The sequence below is a fragment of the Plantactinospora sp. DSM 117369 genome (genome assembly GCF_053764795.1).
Genome location: NZ_CM132446.1, coordinates 7,803,236 through 7,820,170 on the forward strand (window position 1 = coordinate 7,803,236; position 16,935 = coordinate 7,820,170).

A 16,935-nucleotide genomic window follows, 5' to 3' on the forward strand; every position below is an offset into this window, starting at 1 on the left:
CCGGGCCGCAGGGCGTCAGGCTGTATGAGGTCGGCGGATGCCGCTGTCGAGATAGCGCAGCACGGCGATCACGCGCCGGTTGTCGCCGGTCGTGACCGGCAGGTCCAATTTACTGAAGATGCTGTTGATGTGCTTTTCTACCGACCGTTCGGTGATCACCAGTTCCTTGCCGATGCCGGCGTTGGACCTGCCCTCGGCCATGAGTTGGAGTACCTCCAACTCGCGTGGGGCGAGCCTGCGCAGCGGGGTGTCCTGGCGGGTGCGGGAGAGGATCTGGCGGACGACCTCGGGGTCGAAGACGGTACCGCCGGCACCGACCCGGGCCAGCGCGTCGAGGAACTCGCCGACCTCGCCGACCCGGTCCTTCAGCAGGTAGCCGACCCCGTCGAGGTTGCCGCTGAGCAGGTCGCCGGCGTAGCGCTCCTCGACGTACTGGGACAGCACCAGGACCGCGGTGTCGGGATGCTGGCGCCGGATGACAAGCGCGGCCCGGAGCCCTTCGTCGGTGTGGGTGGGCGGCATCCGTACGTCGAGCAGCGCGAGGTCGGGACGGTGCTCGGCGACTGCCCGCAGCAGTTGTTCCGCGTCGGCCACCGCCTCGACGACCTCGTGTCCGTTGCTGCCGAGCAGCAGGGTGAGGCCCTGGCGCAGCAGCGCCGCGTCCTCGGCGATCACCACTCGCATGGCAGTTCCACGGTGAGTACGGTCGGTCCACCGGGCGGGCTGTGCACGGTGAGGTCGCCGTCGACACCGCGCGCCCGGTCGGCGAGTCCGGCCAAGCCGGATCCGCTCGACATCTCCGCACCGCCGATCCCGTCGTCGGTGATCCGGATCAGGAGCGCGTCGTGGCGCGCCGACAGTTCGACCTGGGCCCGGCTCGCCCGGGCGTGCTTGGCCGTGTTGGACAGTGCCTCGGCGACCATGAAGTAGGCGATGGATTCGATGAGCCGCGGCGGGCGGCGGTCGAGGCGTACCTCGATGCTGACCGGGACCGGTGACCGGGCGGCCAGGGCGGACAGCGCGGCGTCCAGGCCCCGGTCGACGAGCACCGGCGGGTGCAGCCCCCGGGTAAGGTCGCGCAACTCGACAATCGCCTGTTTGGCCTCCTGATGGGCGGTGGCGAGCAGGGGCGCGGCGCCGGCCGGGTCGTCGGCGAACTGGTGGCGGACCATGCCGAGGGTCATGACCAGGTGGATGAGTCGTTGCTGCGCGCCGTCGTGCAGGTCGCGTTCTATGCGCTGGCGTTCGGCCTCGGCGGCCCGGATGACCTCGGAGCGGCGGCGCTCGACCTCGATCACCTGGGCCCGGAGTTGGCGGGTTGACGCCCACCCGAGCAGAGCCTTGGCGAGGGAGAGGTGCACCAGGGTGAGGATCCGTACCACGGTCGGGGCGGCGATCAGCAACGCCAGCCCGCCGGTGACCAGCAGCGCGGCGGTGACGGGCCGCAACGGCCCGTACAGCAGGGCATGCCCGAGGCTGCCGTCGGGGAGCGGGGTATCGGCGAACGGCCAGGCCGGCGGGTACGTGGCGGCGATCAGTAGCCAACCCCCGCCGCCCCAGGTGATCACCGTCAGCAGCGCCGTGCTGAGGGCCAGCGGCAAGCGGAGGAGCTGGTACGCCAGGACCCGCCACAGAGTCGGGTCGAGCAGCAGGTTCCCGGCCCGCTTCGCCCAACTGACCCCGGGTGGGGCTTGCAGGGCGACCGGCACCCGTTCGCCGAGCACCAGGCGGCACCAGCGCGCCTCCAGCCGGGCGCACCAGCGGAGCAGCGTCGCGTAGCCGAGAAAGATCGGCACACCGGACAGCAGGACGGGCAGCAGCGCCATGGAAAACGCGAGCCCGACGACGGTGAGCACAGCCATCGCCACCGCCCACGGCGTCACCACCACCAGATGCAGCGTGCGTCGCCAGGTGTCGGTGGAGATGAGCGACGTCAATTCCCGGCGCAGCCGTGGTCGCCACGTCGTCACCTGCTCCGTCATCACCCTCCTCCGGCCGCCGCGGTCGATGGGCCAGCGTACGGCGGGCCGGGCGTGGCCGGCATGAAGGCAACCGGCCGGTGTCGGGGGGTGCTACCACCACCGTCATCTCGCATGGTGGCTTGGCAGTCAGGACGGGTCGTTCTCGACACGCTTGCCCCGAGGCGGTTTCCCGCCCCGTCCCGTCCAACCCTCCCGCACGGAGATCTTGTGATGAGCCAATCAGCGGTATCCCTGCAACCAGAGCTAGCGGCACCCCGCGTCATCGTCGCCGCTCATGTCGCCACCGCCGTGGCGGCCGGGTTGATGCTGCTCAACCTGATTGTCGAACTGAGCAGTGGCGCTCCGGCGTACCGGATCTTCTGGCCGGTCGAAATGACCGCGATGCTGCTGTTCCTCGCCGCCATGACCCGGCAGGGCCGGCAGTGGGGTCGGGTCACCCTGACCGCGCTGGTCGCGAACACCCTGGTGTTCCGGTTGCCCGGCATGATCGGCAGTCCGGGTGACCGGCAGCCGCTGGCAATGGTGTTCGACTGGATGAGCCTGGCCGCGCTGGCGGTCGCCGTGGTCCTGATCTTCCTGCCGGCGGCCAACGCCTACCTGCGGGTGACCCGGGACCGGCGGCGGCTCGTCTCGCCCCGGGTACGCAGGGCGCTGCTGGCCACGCACATCACGAGCGCTGTCGGCTGGCTGGGCGTGATCGGCGTGATGGCGACGATGGCCATCGCCGCCGCCGGTGCTGATGATCTGGACTACCTACGCTCGGCGTACACGATGATGCTGCTGGTCGACGAGACGTTCCTCGGCCCGGCCCACCAACTCGCGCTGCTGACCGGGGTCGCGCTGGCCGCCGGCACCCCGTGGGGGCTGTGGCGGCGCCGGTGGGTGGCGACGAAGCTCGTGCTGATGCTCGGGATCATGCTGATCGGCAGCGCGATCCTTCAGGACCTGGCGCTGCGTGCGCACGAACTGACCGAGGCGGGTCGGCCGGTGGCCGAGATCCGGGCCGAGGCCGGGCTGCTGCTGGCGCTGCTGACGCCGCTGGGGCCGCTGGTCGGGGTGGTCGCGACGCTGCTGTCGGTCTACAAGCCCGGCGGCCCGACCCGGTACGGCCGCCGCCGGCACCGCGCCGCCACGGGCTCGGAGGGCGGGGCCCAGGTCAGCCCGGTGGCCGGCCCGGTGGCCGTGGTACGCGACATCCGGCCGGTCGCCCGCGACGTGGTCGCGGTGACGCTGTCCGCCGAGCCGGGTAGCCTGCTGCCGCCCTGGACCCCGGGTGCGCACGTCGACCTGGTACTCCCCTCCGGCCTGGTCCGCCAGTACTCGCTCTGCGGCGATCCGGCCGACCGCAGCGGCTACCGGATCGCGGTACGGCGGGATCCCGCCGGTCGCGGTGGCTCGGCCGAGGTGCACCAGCTCCGGTACGGCCAGCGGGTCCGGCTACGCGGCCCGCGGAATCACTTCCCGCTGGTCCCCGCGCGCGGGTACCTGTTCATCGCCGGTGGGATCGGCATCACCCCGATCCTGCCGATGGTGCGACAGGCGACGGCCGAAGGCCGCCCATGGCGACTGGTCTACCTGGGACGCTCGACGGCACGGATGCCCTTCCTGGACGAGGTGGGCAGGCTCGACAGCAACCGGGTGGACATCTTCGCCACGGACATCGACGGCCGACCCGACCTGCGTCAACTGCTGCGCACCGCACCCCCTGACGCCGAGGTCTACTGCTGCGGGCCGACCGAGCTGATCGCGGCGGTCGAGCGGCTCACCCCGACCGAGCGGCGGCACGTCGAACGGTTCACCGCCACGCACCGGGACGACGCCGACAACCGGCCGTTCCAAGCTGAGCTGGCCCGCACCGGGCAACTGCTCCGGGTGCCGGCGAGCCGCAGCCTGCTCGACTCCATCCGCGAGGTCAGGCCCGAGGCGCCGGCCTCCTGCGAGAACGGGCTGTGCGGCAGCTGCGGAATCGTCGTACTCGATGGGCTCCCCGACCACCGCGACGACATCCCGACAGCGCGGCACCGCGACGGCCGGGACATCATCTATCCGTGTGTTTCCCGGTCACACACGCCGCGGCTGGTTCTGGACCTCTGACGCGTGGCTTGCCGGCTCAGAATCCGCATACACTGCGCCGGGTGGACCAGCTGGCACCTCACACGATCCAGTCTCTGGTGTCCGACTTGCGCACCATCGGGGTCGCTTCGGGCGACGTCCTGCTTGTGCACTCGTCGTATCGGAGTCTCGGATTCGTTGTCGGCGGCCCCCAGGCGGTGGTGCAGGCGATGCTGGATGTGCTCGGTCCCGAAGGCACTCTGGTCGTGCCGACCCACACGCCCGGGAACACGGATCCGGCCGGCTGGCAGAATCCGCCCGTTCCCGAGGCATGGTGGCCGGTGATCCGCGAGCAGGCTCCGGGCTTTGACCCGTTGCGTACGCCGAGCTGGTGGATGGGTGCCCTCGCCGAGGCGGTCCGCACCTGGCCGGGTGCCTTGCGCAGCCACCACCCGCAGGTGTCGTTCGCCGCGCTGGGCATGAACGCCGCGGACGTCGTAGGTGTGCATCCGCTCGATGATGCGTTGGGCGAGACCTCACCGGTAGCTGCGGTCTACCGGCTCAACGGCAAGGTGCTGCTGCTCGGCTGTGGCCACGGCTCCAACACCTCACTGCACCTCGCGGAGTACCGACAGGTGTCCCCACCGCGTGCGGTCACGGGCTCGCGGATCCAGCAGGCAGACGGCACAAGCCAATGGACAACATGGGTTGACGTCGTTGTCGATGAGAGTGACTTCGAACGGCTGGGAGCGGACTTCGAGGCCACCGGGGGCGTAGTCGTCGGTCAGGTTGGCGAAGCCAGCGCCCGGCTGATGCCGCAGCCTGCCCTGGTCGATTTCGCGACCGGCTGGATGGCTGTCAATCGCGTCCGATAGGGCAGCCCGAGCGGGGAGACCGGGGCCACGCGAGCGGGGAGACCGGGGCAGCAGTGTGGAGACTCCGCTCGCGTCCTGCGCCACCGCGTGTACCGCCAAGCGGCCCTCCGGCCGGTCGACAGCTCGGTGCGCCGCTGTCTGAGGAATGCAGACACGCGGAGGGGCGGGATTCGGACGTCGGCGAGGGAGGAGGAACGGATTCAGCCGGCTGCCGGCAGCAGCAGGTCGGCGCGGATCGGGAAGTGGTCGCTGGCCCGCCGGGTCTGCTCGGTGTCCACCACGTCGTAGCCGAGCACGCTGATCCGGGGGTCGACGAAGAGCGCGTCGATCCGGTCGCGCGGTTGCCGGCAGGGGTAGGTGAACCGGGACTCGCCGCCGGCCACCACGGCCGCGTCGGTCAGTCCGTCGGCCACGGTACGCCAGGCGCCGCCGCCCGAGTTCTCGTTCAGGTCCGCCCCGACCACCACCGGCAGCCGCGTCGCGGCCAGTTCCTGCTTGAAGAGCATCGCCTGACCGGGGCGCTCGGTCGGGTCGGTGGAGAGGTGCGAGCCGGCCAGGGTGAACCGGGAGGCCCCGATCCCGCACTCGGCGAAGACCGCGCCGCGCATGTGCCGGCCCGGCGTCAGCGGAAACTGCCGGCACCAGCTCTGGTAGACCCGGACCCGGAGGCTGGTCAGCAGCAGGTTGCCCAGGGCCGGCAGGCCGCCGCCCGCGACCACCAGACCGAGCCGGTCGGCCAGGGCCGCGCACTTGTGCCGCCAGCGGAACCGGCGTGGCGCCTCCTGCACGATCACCACGTCCGGCTCCATCGCCCGGACCGCCTCGGCCAGCGCGTCGACGTCGTCGCGCTGGCCGTGCACGTTGTAGGAGAGCACCCGAAGGCGCACCGGTGATGCCTCCGCGCCGGATGCCTGCTGCTGACCCACGCCGTACCCCTTGCTCTGCTGTTGCCCGGGCCGCGTGCCGGCCCGGCTAGCGGCGCCGGGCCAGGTCGGCGGCGCCGACCATGCCGGCCGAGTTGCCCAGCTCGGCGGGGCGGATCTCGGCCACCGGAATCTTGGCACGCGCGGCGAGAGCGTCCATGAAGGACCGTCGGGTCGGGCCCATCAGCAGGTCACCGGCCTCCACCACACCGCCCCCGACCACCAGCACCTGAGGATCGAGGATCTGCGCCATGTCGGCCAGCCCGATGCCGAGCCAGTGCCCGATCTGCGCGAAGGCGGTGCCGGAGACCGGGTCGCCGGAGCGGGCGGCGGCGGTCACCATCGGGCCGCTGATCGCGTCGACGTCGCCGCCGGCCAGGTCGAGCAGGATGGTGGCCCGGGCCGGCTCCTGCCGGGCACCGGCCCGGGCGAACCTGACCAGGGCGTTGCCGCTGGCGTACTGCTCGATGCAGCCGAGCCGGCCGCAGCCGCAGACGTGCCCGTCCGGTACCGAGAGCATGTGCCCGAGTTCGGCGGCGATGCCGTGCGCGCCGCGCAGCAGCTCTCCCCCGAGCACGATGCCGCCGCCCACGCCGGTACCGATGGTGAACAGCACCATCGAGTCGTCGGCGTCCCGGGCCGCACCGTACCGGAACTCGGCCCAGGCGGCGACGTTGGCGTCGTTCTCCACGATCACCGGCAGCCCGACGGCGTTGCCGACGAAGTCGCGCAGCGGTTCGTCCCGCCAGGCGATGTTCGGGGCGAACAGCACCGTCGACCGGTCGGCGTCGATCCAGCCGGCGGCGCCGATCCCGACGGCGTCCACCTCGTGCTCGGCCGCCAACTCCTTGACGACCTCGACGATCACGTCGCGGGTCCCGGCCACGTCCTCGGCGGGAGTGTCCCGGCGTATCCGCGCCCGCACCTCACCGTCGACGTCGACGACCCCGGCGGCCACCTTGGTACCCCCGACGTCGACTCCGATGGTCAGCGTCACCGAGCCGCTCCCCTCTGCCACACCGCACCCTCGCGGTCACTGTCCCGCCACTGCCGCCGTACCGTGCCGGTCCCACCCGGCGACCGGCGGACCCGTCCCGGCGGTCAGCCGTCCTCGCCGGGCGCGGCGTGCTCGCCGGAACCGGTGGCGACCGGTCCCTCCGGGGTCCGCGACGCGGGTACCGGTGGTCGTCCGGTGGCCGGTGACGCGGCGGGCCGGGCCTGTTCCGCCCCGGCCGGGGTCGCCCGGTCCGGACCGGTGGTCGTCCCGGTCTCCCGGGTTCCGGCCTCGGCACGGGTGGCGGCCGCCCAGACGTCGTCCTGCTCGCCCGCCGGCCACGAATCATGCCTGGTACTGGTCGCTTCGCGCCACACGGTGTCGCGCCACGGGCCCGGTACGTCGGCCGACCGGGTCCCGCGCGGGTCGGAGGGGCTGGTGGGAGCCGTCCGGGTGGCGGCTGCCCAGTTGTCCCCGGTCACGCCGTCGCCGGTCGCCGGGCCGGCGGTACGGGCCGCACCGGTGCGGCGCCCGGCGGGGTCGGTGACCGAGGAGAGGGCGCGCAGCAGACTGGCCACGCCGGCCGCGAAGTCACCGGCCCCGGTGGCCAGCCGCTCGGCGAGTTCCGGACTCGGATCGCGGAGTGCGGCGATCGACCGGCAGACCGGGCAGACACAACATTCGGGATCACCAGTGGCGAAACCGGCCCCGAACGACGCTCCGGCCCCGGCTCCGTCCGGCTGCGCCGGCCCCTCGCCGACGGGCGGCCCCGGGTGGTCGCCGACCGGCGGCCCCGGGTGGTCGGCGGGCGGCGGCCCCGGGTGGTCGGCGGGCGGCGGCCCCGGGTGGTCGGCGGGCGGCGGCCCCGGGTGGTCGGCCGGCGGCGGCCCGTCCTGGGTACGCGGCGCGGTGTCGTCGGTAGGCGGCGTACCCGGGGTGGCCGCTCCCGGCCGGCTCGGTCGGGGCACCACTCCGGTCTGGTCCAGTACCTCGGAGATCACCTGGCCGAGCGGGCCGAAGGCACCCGCCCGGTCCCGGGCATCCGACGCGGCCGACCGGGCCATCGCGAGCGCGGCGGCGACCAGCCGCTCGGCCTCCTCCCGGGCGGAACCCGGATCGGGCGCTCCTCCGTACGAACCACTGTCTCCCATGATCGGCTCCTCTGCGCCCGCCTCGCTCCGGGTGAGCCCGGCATCCCGCCCGGTGCGGTCACCGCACTCCGGACGGCCGTCCCGCCCGGACCGTCACCGCGTTCCGTCAAGAGTTTCCACCCGCCGCTTGAGCTGCGTCAGCGCGGCGTCCATGATCATCTTCTCGGCCTTGCGCCGGAACATCCCCAGCATGCCGACCGACAGCTCGACCTCCAGGGTGTAGGTCACCGTCGAGGTGCCGTCCCCGTTGTCCTCGATGTCGTACGACCCGTTCTGGACCTTCTGCATCCGCGAGGGCTCCACCAGGTGCCACTCGATCCGCGAGATGTCCTCGGCGTACTCGTACGCCAGGGTGTACTCGTCGGTCATCACCGAGGCGTCCAGCACGAACCGGACCCGGGCCGGGTAGCCGTCCTCGTACTCCTCGACCACCTCGACCCGCTTGACCGCGTCGGCCCACTCCGGATAGCGCGGGAAGTCGCAGATCACCGCTGTCACCTCAGACGGCGGTGCGGCGATGACGATGGACTGGGTGGAGGAATCCGCCATGCCCGGCAGGCTACCTCGCAGCGGGGTGACTCCGGCTGAGCACCTCGACCCATTCATGCCCACTCGACCCACCTGGCCGGGCGGTCCCGTTCGGTCGAAGGTAGGTTGCGGGTAGTCCGACCGGCCGAGCTGGCCGGGTCGATACGAGCACGAGGGAGTGCACGTGCGCGAGTTCTCGGTTCCCCCAGCGGTCACGGTCGGGGACGCGGCCAACCTCACCGACCCGGTCTGGGACAACGCCGAGGAGACCCCCGACAGCGTGCAGTTCGTCCGGCGGGCCGTCGACGCCGCCGGCCGGCAGGACGGCTGGACCGACGTGACCTGCCGACAGTTCCGCGACGAGGTGGTCACGCTGGCCCGCGGACTGATCGCCGCCGGGATCAACCCGGGTGACCGGGTCGGCCTGATGAGTCGCACCCGGTACGAGTGGACCCTGATCGACTACGCGATCTGGGCGGCCGGCGGGGTGACCGTGCCGATCTACGAGACCTCCAGCCCGGAGCAGATCGCCTGGATCCTCTCCGACTCCGGGGCGGTCGCCTGCGTGCTGGAGACCAACGGACACGCGATGGCGCTGGCCGGGGTCCGGGACCGACTGCCGAAGCTGGAGCAGGTCTGGCAGATCGAGGTCGGCGGCATCGACGAACTGGTGGCGCTCGGCGCGCGGATCGACCCGGCCGAGGTGGACGTGCGGCGTCAGGCGGTCAACGCGGCCGACCTCGCCACCATCATCTACACCAGTGGCACCACCGGACGCCCCAAGGGCTGCGTACTGACCCACCGGAATCTGCTCTCCGACATCTGCAACGCCATCCCGGTCCTGCCGAACCTCTTCAACGAGGGCGCCTCGACACTGCTCTTCCTGCCGCTGGCCCACTCGTTCGCCCGGCTGATCCAGATCGGCACGGTCCGGGCCCGGGCGACCGTGGCGCACAGCGCCGACGTGAAAAACCTGGTCGACGAGCTGAAGGAGTTCAAGCCCAGCTTCGTGCTCTCGGTGCCGCGGGTCTTCGAGAAGGTCTACACCGGCGCGGTGCAGAAGGCGACCGACGAGGGCAAGGGCAAGATCTTCGCCAGCGCCGAACAGGTGGCTATCGCGTACAGCCAGGCCCTGGACACCCCGTCCGGACCGGGCCTGGGCCTGCGGCTGCGGCACCGGGTCTTCGACCGGCTGGTCTACCGCAAGCTCCGGGCCGCGCTCGGCGGGCGCTGCCAGAACGCGATCTCCGGCGGCGCCCCGCTCGGCGCCCGGCTCGGGCACTTCTTCCGGGGCGTCGGGGTGCTGGTCTACGAGGGGTACGGCCTGACCGAGACCTCCCCGGCGGTGGCGGTGAACCTGCCCGGCGCCACCCGGATCGGCACCGTCGGCCGTCCGCTGCCCGGGGTGACCATCCGGATCGCCGACGACAACGAGATCCTGATCAAGGGTGACGTGGTCTTCCAGGGCTACTGGAACAACCCCGAGGCAACCGCCGAGGTACTCACCCCGGACGGCTGGTTCCACAGCGGCGACCTGGGCGAACTCGACAACGACGGTTACCTCTGCATCACCGGGCGGAAGAAGGAGATCATCGTCACGGCGAACGGCAAGAACGTCGCCCCGGCCGTGCTGGAGGATCAGATCCGGGCGCACCGGCTGGTCAGCCAGTGCATGGTGGTCGGCGACCGGCGGCCCTTCGTCGCCGCGCTGGTCACCGTCGACGAGGAGGCGCTGCCGGGCTGGCTGCGTGAGCACGGCCGCCCGGACGGCACTGGAGTGGCGCAGCTCCGGGACGACCCGGAACTGCGCGCCGAGATCCAGACCGCCGTGGACGAGGCGAACCGGGCGGTCTCCCGGGCCGAATCGATCCGGGAGTTCCGGATCCTGCCCCGGGACTTCACGGAGGCGACCGGCGAGTTGACCCCGTCGATGAAGGTCAAGCGGAGCGTCGTGGAGCAGACATACTCGGCGGAAATCGCCGAGATATACGGCAACTGACTACCATCCGTCAGGTGCCCGCCTCGACCTCCGGTCTTCCCCGTCCGCACCCGCTCGCGGCGGCGGCGCGGGTCGTCATGCTCGCGCTCGTCGCGGTCCTCACGCTGATCGCCACCCGGGAGCCGGGCCAACTCCGCTGGGTCGCCCTGCTCGCCGTCGCCGGCATCCCGGCGGTGGTCGCCCCCCGGCACCGGGTGCTGGCCCCGCTGGGCCGGTTCGCCGAGGTCGTCCTGGTGGGGCTGGCCGCCGGCCAGGTCGCCGCGGCGGCGAACATCGGTACCCCGATGCCCGGGGTCGGCGCGTCGGCGATCCTGCCCTACCTCGCCGTACCACTCACCGTGGCGGCCCTGCAACGGCGGATCCGGGAGGGCATCTGGCTAATCGTGGTCGCCGCGCTGACGCTGGTGGTCAGCGGCGTCTTCACCGCCGGCGACGGCGGGCCGCAGATCAGCCAGGTCGGCTACCTGACCGTGGCGGCCCAGTGGGTGATCCTGGCCGCGCTCGGGCTCTTCGCGGCGGGTTCGCTGCAACGGATCATCCAGGCCCGCGGCGAGCCCCGGCCGCAGCCGTACACCGAGGCGACCCGGCTGCTGACGCAGTTGCGCAGCGTCGCTCGACAGCTACCCGGAGCCACCCTTGATCCGGGCAGCATCTCCGAGCACCTCATCGAGGAGTTGCGCGGGGTCACCCGGGCGGACCGGGCGGCGGTGCTCTCGGCCAGTGGCGGCGGCCGGCTGGTCGTACTCGCCCAGGCCGGGGTGGACCGGGTCGACTGGGAGACGACGCTGGACGCCGACTCGGCGATCGCCGACGCCTGGGCCAGTCAGCAACCCCAGACGGCACACCGGTCACAGGCCCGCTCGCACTCCGGCGGCGAGGTGTCGGCGCTGGTCGTACCGCTGGTCGCCGGGGTACGGACGGTCGGCCTGGTCACCCTGGAGGCCGACGTCGCGGGCGCCTATCCGCCGCCGGTGGTGGCCCAGGTGACCGCGCTGACCCGCCCGGCGGCGCTCCGGCTGGAGGCGGCGCTGCTCTTCGACGAGGTACGGTCGCTGGCCACCAACGAGGAGCGGCAGCGACTGGCCCGGGAGATCCACGACGGGGTGGCCCAGGAACTGGTGATGGTCGGCTACGGCATCGACAACGCCCTGGCCAGCCTCCCCGAGGAGGCCAAGGAGACCGGCGAGGAGCTGCGTACGCTGCGCGGCGAGGTGACCCGGGTGATCACCGAGTTGCGGCTGAGCCTGTTCGAGCTGCGCAGCGAGGTCGACCGGCACGGCGGGCTCGCCGCCGCCATCGCCGAGTACGCCCGCACCGTCGGCGCCTCCGCCGGGCTGCGGGTGCATTACACGCTCGACGAGTCCACCGCACGGTTGCCGGCGGCCACCGAGGCGGAGTTGCTGCGCATCGCGCAGGAGGCGATCACCAATGCCCGCAAGCACGCCGGAGCGTCGAATCTTTGGGTCACCTGTGCCGTGGACCCCCCATTCGCCCAAATTGAAGTGTCGGATGATGGTCAGGGCATCGCTGACCAGCGGCCCGATGGCAGGTATGGTCTTGCGATCATGGCGGAGAGGGCGGAACGTATCCGGGGCCGGCTAGAGATCAGTCCGCGACACCCCAGCGGCACGACGGTGGCAGTGGTGCTCGGAACCTCGCCCCGGCGCGATAACGTGCGCGATAGCGTCACCGCATCAGAAGGGGAGTAACCCGAGCATGACCACCAGCCCCACGCCGACCACTCGGACCAAGGTCCTGCTCGTCGACGATCATGACCTGATCCGTAAGGGCCTGCGGCACGCGTTCGAGCGGGACCGGCAGTTCGAGGTCGTCGGCGAGGCCGCCACCGCCGCCGAGGGGGTCCGCCAGGCCGGCGCCCTGCAACCCGATGTAGTGATCATGGATCTCCGCCTTCCCGACGGCAGCGGGCTGGAGGCGACCCGGGCGCTGCGCAAGTCCAGCGCCACCATGGGGATCGTGGTGCTCACCATGTACGCGGGCGACGACCAGCTCTTCGGCGCCCTCGAAGCCGGCGCGAGCGCCTTCGTACCCAAGACCGCCCCCGCCGACGAGGTCGTCGCCGCCGCCCGGCACGCGGCCTCCTCACCGAGTGCGTTCACCGCCGCCGACCTGGCCGAGGCGATGAAGCGCCGGCTCGCCCCGTCCGGCCCGCAGCTCTCGCCCAGGGAGGGCCAGGTGCTGCGCCTGCTGGCCGACGGGATGAGCGTCGCCGGCATCGCCAAGCAGCTCTTCGTCAGCGAGTCGACGGCCAAGACGCACATCTCCAAGCTCTACGAGAAGCTCGGCGCGGCCAACCGAGCCCAGGCGCTGATGACCGCGCTCCGGCTGGGCCTGCTCGAAGCACCGGACGCCCCGAAGTTCTGACCGTCGGCCGGTGAGTCGCCGGGCCGGATGCCAGCGCCGTGGTCGCCGGTGTCCGGTAGCCGGCGACCCGCCCGCCGCCAGGCGCCCGGCGAATCCGTGCCACAGCAGGCCCATGGCGCGCATCCGCCGCAGAAGGTTCCTGCTGGCATCCCCCGCCACACCGGCCACACCACACCGCACCACGGGCAACGGCGGGATCCCCTGGACCAGGGGTCGGTCAGTTCGACGGGTTGGGTACCCGGGCCGGGATCGCCCGGCCGGTCATCCGGCGGAACGCCAGGTAGGTCTCGCAGCCCAGGCAGAGCCCGAACGCCCCGTTGAGGAAGGCGGCGGCCAGTGCCAGGCACGACACGACCAACCCGAGCCAGGTGGTGCCGGAGAGGTAGCCGGCGGCGGCCACCAGCATGAACCCCAGCCCGAGGAGTTGGGCGAAGCGTACCGGCGCCACGGGTTCCAGCTCGGCGGGGCGGGCCAACCGGGGCGCCACGACGGCCCGGAACAGCAGGCCGTACGGGCTGCGGCGCGGGTCGACGGCGGCGATCGCGAACACCACCGCCTGGGCCAGGGCCAGCCAACCGGAGCCGGTGAGCAGGACGACGACCAGGACGAGCGTGGTGACGACCGCGGCGAAGCGCGGTCCGCGGGGGTCGAGCAACATGTTCACCTCGGTGGGCAGGGACGGCGCCTGGTCGTCGGTCAGGGCGCTCGTCGGACGTGGACGCGGGGTTGCCGCTGGGTCGTGAGGGCTGGTCAGTGCCGAAGGCGCGCGGGCGGACGGCCGGAGCCGAGGGCGCGGCGCCGGTTCGGTGGGGCTGGCCGAACCCTCCCGGCGGCCCGCCGGGTCATGACGGTCCCCGGTCGAGCAGTGGCGCCACCGCCGCGAGGACCTGGGCCCTGGCCGGCACTCCGGCGGCACGCTGGACGATCCGCCCGTCGGCGTCGACCACCAGCACGGTGGGAGTACGCCAGATGCCCAGGGCCCGCACCGCCGGCAACTGGCTCGCCGCGTCGACTTCCACGTGCCGTACCCCGTCGAGGGTGCCGGTGACGTCGGTCAGCACCTGCCGGGTGGCCCGACACGGCGCGCAGAACGCCGACGAGAACTGCAGCAGGGTGGCGGGAGCGCCCGGCCGGACCCCGAGCGCGGCCAGCAGTCCGGGGTCGAGCGGCAGCCCACCGACGAGTCCGGAGCCGTCGCGACCGGCGGGATCCACTGGCGGGTCACCGTCGAGAAGGCCGCCCGACGGGCGCGCGGAGCCGGCCCGATCCGGCCGGGTGGCCGGCGACTGCCGCCGGGGTCGCCCGTCGCAGCGGCGGCGCCACAGGCCGAAGCCGGTGGCCAGCAGCAAGGTGGTCACCACCGCGACGGAACCGCTCAGTGCGGCGTTCTGCACGACTACAGACTGCCACGCCGGGGCGTCGATGACCATCGTTGTGATGTCACCTGTTCCCGGCCGGGTGCACCGCCGATGGTGCCGCCTCCTCGGGGAGGGCCGAGTGTCGGACTGAGCACGGAATCGCCGCTGGTGCGGCGGGGCGCCGCCCGGCTCACTCCGGAGCTCGCTGGCCGGGGCCGGATCCTGGCCGGCCGGTCAGCAGCTCCGTCATCCGCCGCGCCTGCCGCTCCCAGCGCCACTCCCGCTCCACCCAGGCGCGGCCGGCGGCACCCATCCGGCGGGCCAGCTCGGGGTCGGCGAGCAGCGTCGCCACCCGGTCGGCGAGCTGGCCGACGTCCCGGCCATCGACGACGTAGCCGGTCTCGCCCTCCCGGACGGCGTCCGGTGCGCCGCCGGAGTTGCCGGCCACCACCGGCAACCCGGTCGCGGACGCCTCCAGATAGACGATGCCCAGGCCCTCCACGTCCAGCCCGGCGTTGCGGGTCCGGCACGGCATCGCGTAGACGTCTCCGGCCGCGTAGTGGGCCGGCAGTTCGGCGGTCGGCACCGAGCCGGTGAAGACCACGTCGCCGGTGACTCCGGCCCGGCGGGCGAGCTTCTCCAGCGTCCCCCGGTAGGGCCCACCACCGACCACCAGCAGCGCCGCCCCCGGCACCCGGCGACGGATCTCCGGCAGCGCCCGGATCAGCGCGTCCTGTCCCTTGCGCGGCACCAGCCGGGAGACGCAGACCACCACCGGCCGGCCGGTCAGGCCGTGCCGGGCGCGGACCGCGGACCCGTCCACGTCCGGGTGGTAGACGTCCACATCCACCCCGGGAGCCAGCCGGCGCAGCTCGGTGCGGTCGCGCAGCACCCGGTCCAGCCGGACCCGCGTGTATTCCCCCAGGTAGGTGGTGACGTCGACGCCGTCACCGATCCGGCGCAGCGCCGTACGGGCACCCGGCAGCGCTGCCCAGCCGACCTCGTGACCGTGCGTCTGGGCCACCGCCCGGGCGATCCCGGCCCGGCGGCGCAGCCCGGCGGCGAGCAGCCCCAACGGGGCCGCCGCGCCGAACCAGACGGTGTCGCAGTCGTACGCCCGGGCCAGCTCCGCCGCCCGCCGCGCGACGTGCCGGGTCGGCAGCAGCACCCCGGTCGGTTCGCGGACCACCTCGAACGGCTGGTCGGCGTCGAACTTGTCGGCACCCTGCCAGGTGGAGGCGTAGACCACGACCGATCCGGCCGGTTGCCGGACCGCGAGGCCGTGCACGAAGGACTGGATCCCACCGGGACGCGGCGGAAAGTCGTTGGTCACGAGCAGGGTCCTGGTCAACCGCCGGCTCCTCGGGCGTACGCGCGGGCCGCGGCCATGCGCTCCACGGTGGATGGATGGCTGGCCCGGAAGAGGTATTCCCACCGGGGCGGATCGGGGTCGGCGAGGTTGACGCTGGACAACCGGCGCTGCATCGCCTCGAAGGAGGCCGGGTCACCGGTCAGCGCCAGGGCGTGCGCGTCGGCCCGCGCCTCGACCTGCCGGGAGACCCATGCCTGCGCCGGCGCCGCCACCAGACCGGCCACCGTCACCAGGGCGAGCAGCAGTGGAAACGCCCGTGGCTCAGCCACCGAGTCGACCCCGGCGGCCCGCAGCAGCGCACCCGACGTGCCGAGCAGATAGAGCGCGACGACCGCCGCCGCCGCGCCGAGCGCACCGGTGAGGGTACCGGTCAACACGTCCCGGTCCTTGGCGTGGCCCAACTCGTGCGCGACCACGCTGGCCACCTCGGCGGGCGGCGCCTCGCGCAGCAGGGTGTCGTAGACGACGATCCGCCGGGTCGGACCGAACCCGGAGACGTACGCGTTGACCGCCCGGGTCCGCCGCGAGGCGTCCGCGACCAGCACGTCCTTCACCGGTACGCCGTCAGCGTCGGCCAGCGCCATCAACTCGGTGCGCAGCGGTCCCGGCTCCATCGGGGTGAACCGGTTGAAGATCGGCTCCACCAGTACCGGCAGTATGAAGGAGAGGAGCGTGACCAGCACCGCCGCGCCGGCCGCCCCGAACGCCCACCACCAGCTCGGGGCCAGCCGGGTCACCGTGTAGAAGCCGAGCAGCGCCACGGCGCCGATCACGGCGCTGACCGCGTACGACTTGAGCAGGTCGACCGTCCACCCGCCCCAGCCCTGGGTGGAGAGCCCGTAGCGGGCCACCACCGCGTGCCGCCAGGCGGCGAACGGCAGGGTCACCAGGTCGGCCACGAGTACCACGGCCAGGCCGCCGAGCACGGCCTGGGCGATCCAGTTGTCGCCGAAGGGGCGCCCGACCAGTGCGATCAGCTTCGCGCCGAGCGGGGTGAGACCGAGCAGCACGGCGACCACCAGCCCGACGGCCAGCGCGCCGTAGCCACCAGGGCGCAGCGCCGCGGCGAAGGCCCGCCCCCGAGCCACGTCGGCCGGATCCAGCTCGTCCAGCGCGGCGAGCTGGTCGGCGCGGGGCGCGGGCGGGCGGTGCCACGGCACCAGCAGCACGGTGGCGGCGACGAGTAGCACCACGAGGGCGACGAGGGTCAACCCGGCCCAGGCACGCGGCGTCATGCCGTCGCCCGTACCCGCTCGGTCATCCGATCCGCCCTTCGCCAGCCCGATCGCGCGGCCAATCCTATGCCGGGCTGCCCG

At 72.8% G+C, this 16,935-nt stretch carries 14 protein-coding genes and 1 pseudogene; 5 read left to right on the forward strand and 10 right to left on the reverse strand.

The window, feature by feature from the left end:
* Positions 1–15 precede the first annotated feature (15 nt).
* Together ACSMXO_RS33180 and ACSMXO_RS33185 are read right to left on the reverse strand one after the other, a co-directional pair.
* Positions 16–684 carry a response regulator gene (locus ACSMXO_RS33180; protein ID WP_455415112.1) on the reverse strand — a complete coding sequence of 223 codons (669 nt, stop codon included), beginning with the start codon at positions 682–684 and terminating at the stop codon, positions 16–18.
* Positions 672–1,982 (reverse strand): sensor histidine kinase, encoded by a 1,311-nt coding sequence (locus ACSMXO_RS33185; protein ID WP_455415113.1) that lies wholly within the window; start codon positions 1,980–1,982, stop codon positions 672–674. Before ACSMXO_RS33185 ends, ACSMXO_RS33180 begins: the two co-directional genes overlap by 13 nt.
* Before the next feature lie 210 nt (positions 1,983–2,192).
* Between ACSMXO_RS33185 and ACSMXO_RS33190 the strand changes: the two genes are divergently transcribed.
* Both ACSMXO_RS33190 and ACSMXO_RS33195 read left to right on the forward strand, forming a co-directional pair.
* Entirely contained in the window at positions 2,193–4,076 is a 1,884-nt protein-coding gene (locus ACSMXO_RS33190) for a PDR/VanB family oxidoreductase (RefSeq protein WP_455415114.1), read from the forward strand.
* A gap of 41 nt (positions 4,077–4,117) precedes the next feature.
* Complete coding sequence (locus tag ACSMXO_RS33195) at positions 4,118–4,909, forward strand: aminoglycoside N(3)-acetyltransferase (RefSeq protein ID WP_455415115.1); 792 nt, start codon at positions 4,118–4,120, stop codon at positions 4,907–4,909.
* 200 nt (positions 4,910–5,109) lie between these two features.
* Here ACSMXO_RS33195 and ACSMXO_RS33200 read toward each other — a convergent pair whose 3' ends face one another.
* The 4 genes and pseudogenes from ACSMXO_RS33200 to ACSMXO_RS33215 form a co-directional block, all read right to left on the reverse strand.
* Positions 5,110–5,835 carry an endonuclease/exonuclease/phosphatase family protein gene (locus tag ACSMXO_RS33200; protein ID WP_455415116.1) on the reverse strand — a complete coding sequence of 242 codons (726 nt, stop codon included), beginning with the start codon at positions 5,833–5,835 and terminating at the stop codon, positions 5,110–5,112.
* Positions 5,836–5,881: 46 nt separating this feature from the next.
* On the reverse strand, positions 5,882–6,829 hold the full coding sequence (locus ACSMXO_RS33205; protein WP_455415117.1) for an ROK family glucokinase: 948 nt from the start codon (positions 6,827–6,829) through the stop codon (positions 5,882–5,884).
* 104 nt (positions 6,830–6,933) lie between these two features.
* Positions 6,934–7,536: pseudogene (locus tag ACSMXO_RS33210) on the reverse strand (hypothetical protein); the annotation flags it as partial.
* A gap of 534 nt (positions 7,537–8,070) precedes the next feature.
* Entirely contained in the window at positions 8,071–8,526 is a 456-nt protein-coding gene (locus ACSMXO_RS33215) for an SRPBCC family protein (RefSeq protein WP_455415118.1), read from the reverse strand.
* Between the two features lie 163 nt (positions 8,527–8,689).
* Between ACSMXO_RS33215 and ACSMXO_RS33220 the strand changes: the two genes are divergently transcribed.
* The 3 genes from ACSMXO_RS33220 to ACSMXO_RS33230 are packed head-to-tail and all read left to right on the forward strand — an operon-like array spanning position 8,690 to position 12,889.
* A complete protein-coding gene (locus ACSMXO_RS33220) occupies positions 8,690–10,504 on the forward strand; it encodes an AMP-dependent synthetase/ligase (protein ID WP_455415119.1) in 1,815 nt (604 codons plus the stop codon).
* 14 nt (positions 10,505–10,518) lie between these two features.
* Positions 10,519–12,213 carry a sensor histidine kinase gene (locus ACSMXO_RS33225; RefSeq protein ID WP_346257913.1) on the forward strand — a complete coding sequence of 565 codons (1,695 nt, stop codon included), beginning with the start codon at positions 10,519–10,521 and terminating at the stop codon, positions 12,211–12,213.
* 7 nt (positions 12,214–12,220) lie between these two features.
* Complete coding sequence (locus ACSMXO_RS33230; protein WP_130460771.1) at positions 12,221–12,889, forward strand: response regulator transcription factor; 669 nt, start codon at positions 12,221–12,223, stop codon at positions 12,887–12,889.
* A gap of 217 nt (positions 12,890–13,106) precedes the next feature.
* Here the strand turns inward: ACSMXO_RS33230 and ACSMXO_RS33235 are convergent, their stop codons facing one another.
* The 4 genes from ACSMXO_RS33235 to ACSMXO_RS33250 all read right to left on the reverse strand — a co-directional run bounded on the left by ACSMXO_RS33235 (position 13,107) and on the right by ACSMXO_RS33250 (position 16,854).
* Positions 13,107–13,547, reverse strand: coding sequence for a DUF4395 domain-containing protein (locus ACSMXO_RS33235; RefSeq protein ID WP_346257914.1), 441 nt, complete (start codon positions 13,545–13,547; stop codon positions 13,107–13,109).
* A gap of 184 nt (positions 13,548–13,731) precedes the next feature.
* A complete protein-coding gene (locus ACSMXO_RS33240) occupies positions 13,732–14,319 on the reverse strand; it encodes a TlpA family protein disulfide reductase (protein ID WP_346257915.1) in 588 nt (195 codons plus the stop codon).
* A 118-nt stretch (positions 14,320–14,437) separates the two neighbouring features.
* Positions 14,438–15,598, reverse strand: coding sequence for a glycosyltransferase family 4 protein (locus tag ACSMXO_RS33245; protein ID WP_455415120.1), 1,161 nt, complete (start codon positions 15,596–15,598; stop codon positions 14,438–14,440).
* Entirely contained in the window at positions 15,595–16,854 is a 1,260-nt protein-coding gene (locus ACSMXO_RS33250; protein ID WP_455415121.1) for a M48 family metallopeptidase, read from the reverse strand. The genes ACSMXO_RS33245 and ACSMXO_RS33250 overlap by 4 nt, the downstream gene beginning before the upstream one ends.
* Positions 16,855–16,935 lie beyond the last annotated feature (81 nt).

Coding starts and splice junctions, on each gene's coding strand:
- ACSMXO_RS33180 (WP_455415112.1), bottom strand. CDS start 684: ATGCGAGTGGTGATCGCCGAGGACGCGGCGCTGCTGCGCCAGGGCCTC.
- ACSMXO_RS33185 (WP_455415113.1), bottom strand. CDS start 1,982: ATGACGGAGCAGGTGACGACGTGGCGACCACGGCTGCGCCGGGAATTG.
- ACSMXO_RS33190 (WP_455415114.1), top strand. CDS start 2,193: ATGAGCCAATCAGCGGTATCCCTGCAACCAGAGCTAGCGGCACCCCGC.
- ACSMXO_RS33215 (WP_455415118.1), bottom strand. CDS start 8,526: ATGGCGGATTCCTCCACCCAGTCCATCGTCATCGCCGCACCGCCGTCT.
- ACSMXO_RS33230 (WP_130460771.1), top strand. CDS start 12,221: ATGACCACCAGCCCCACGCCGACCACTCGGACCAAGGTCCTGCTCGTC.
- ACSMXO_RS33235 (WP_346257914.1), bottom strand. CDS start 13,547: ATGTTGCTCGACCCCCGCGGACCGCGCTTCGCCGCGGTCGTCACCACG.
- ACSMXO_RS33240 (WP_346257915.1), bottom strand. CDS start 14,319: ATGGTCATCGACGCCCCGGCGTGGCAGTCTGTAGTCGTGCAGAACGCC.
- ACSMXO_RS33250 (WP_455415121.1), bottom strand. CDS start 16,854: ATGACGCCGCGTGCCTGGGCCGGGTTGACCCTCGTCGCCCTCGTGGTG.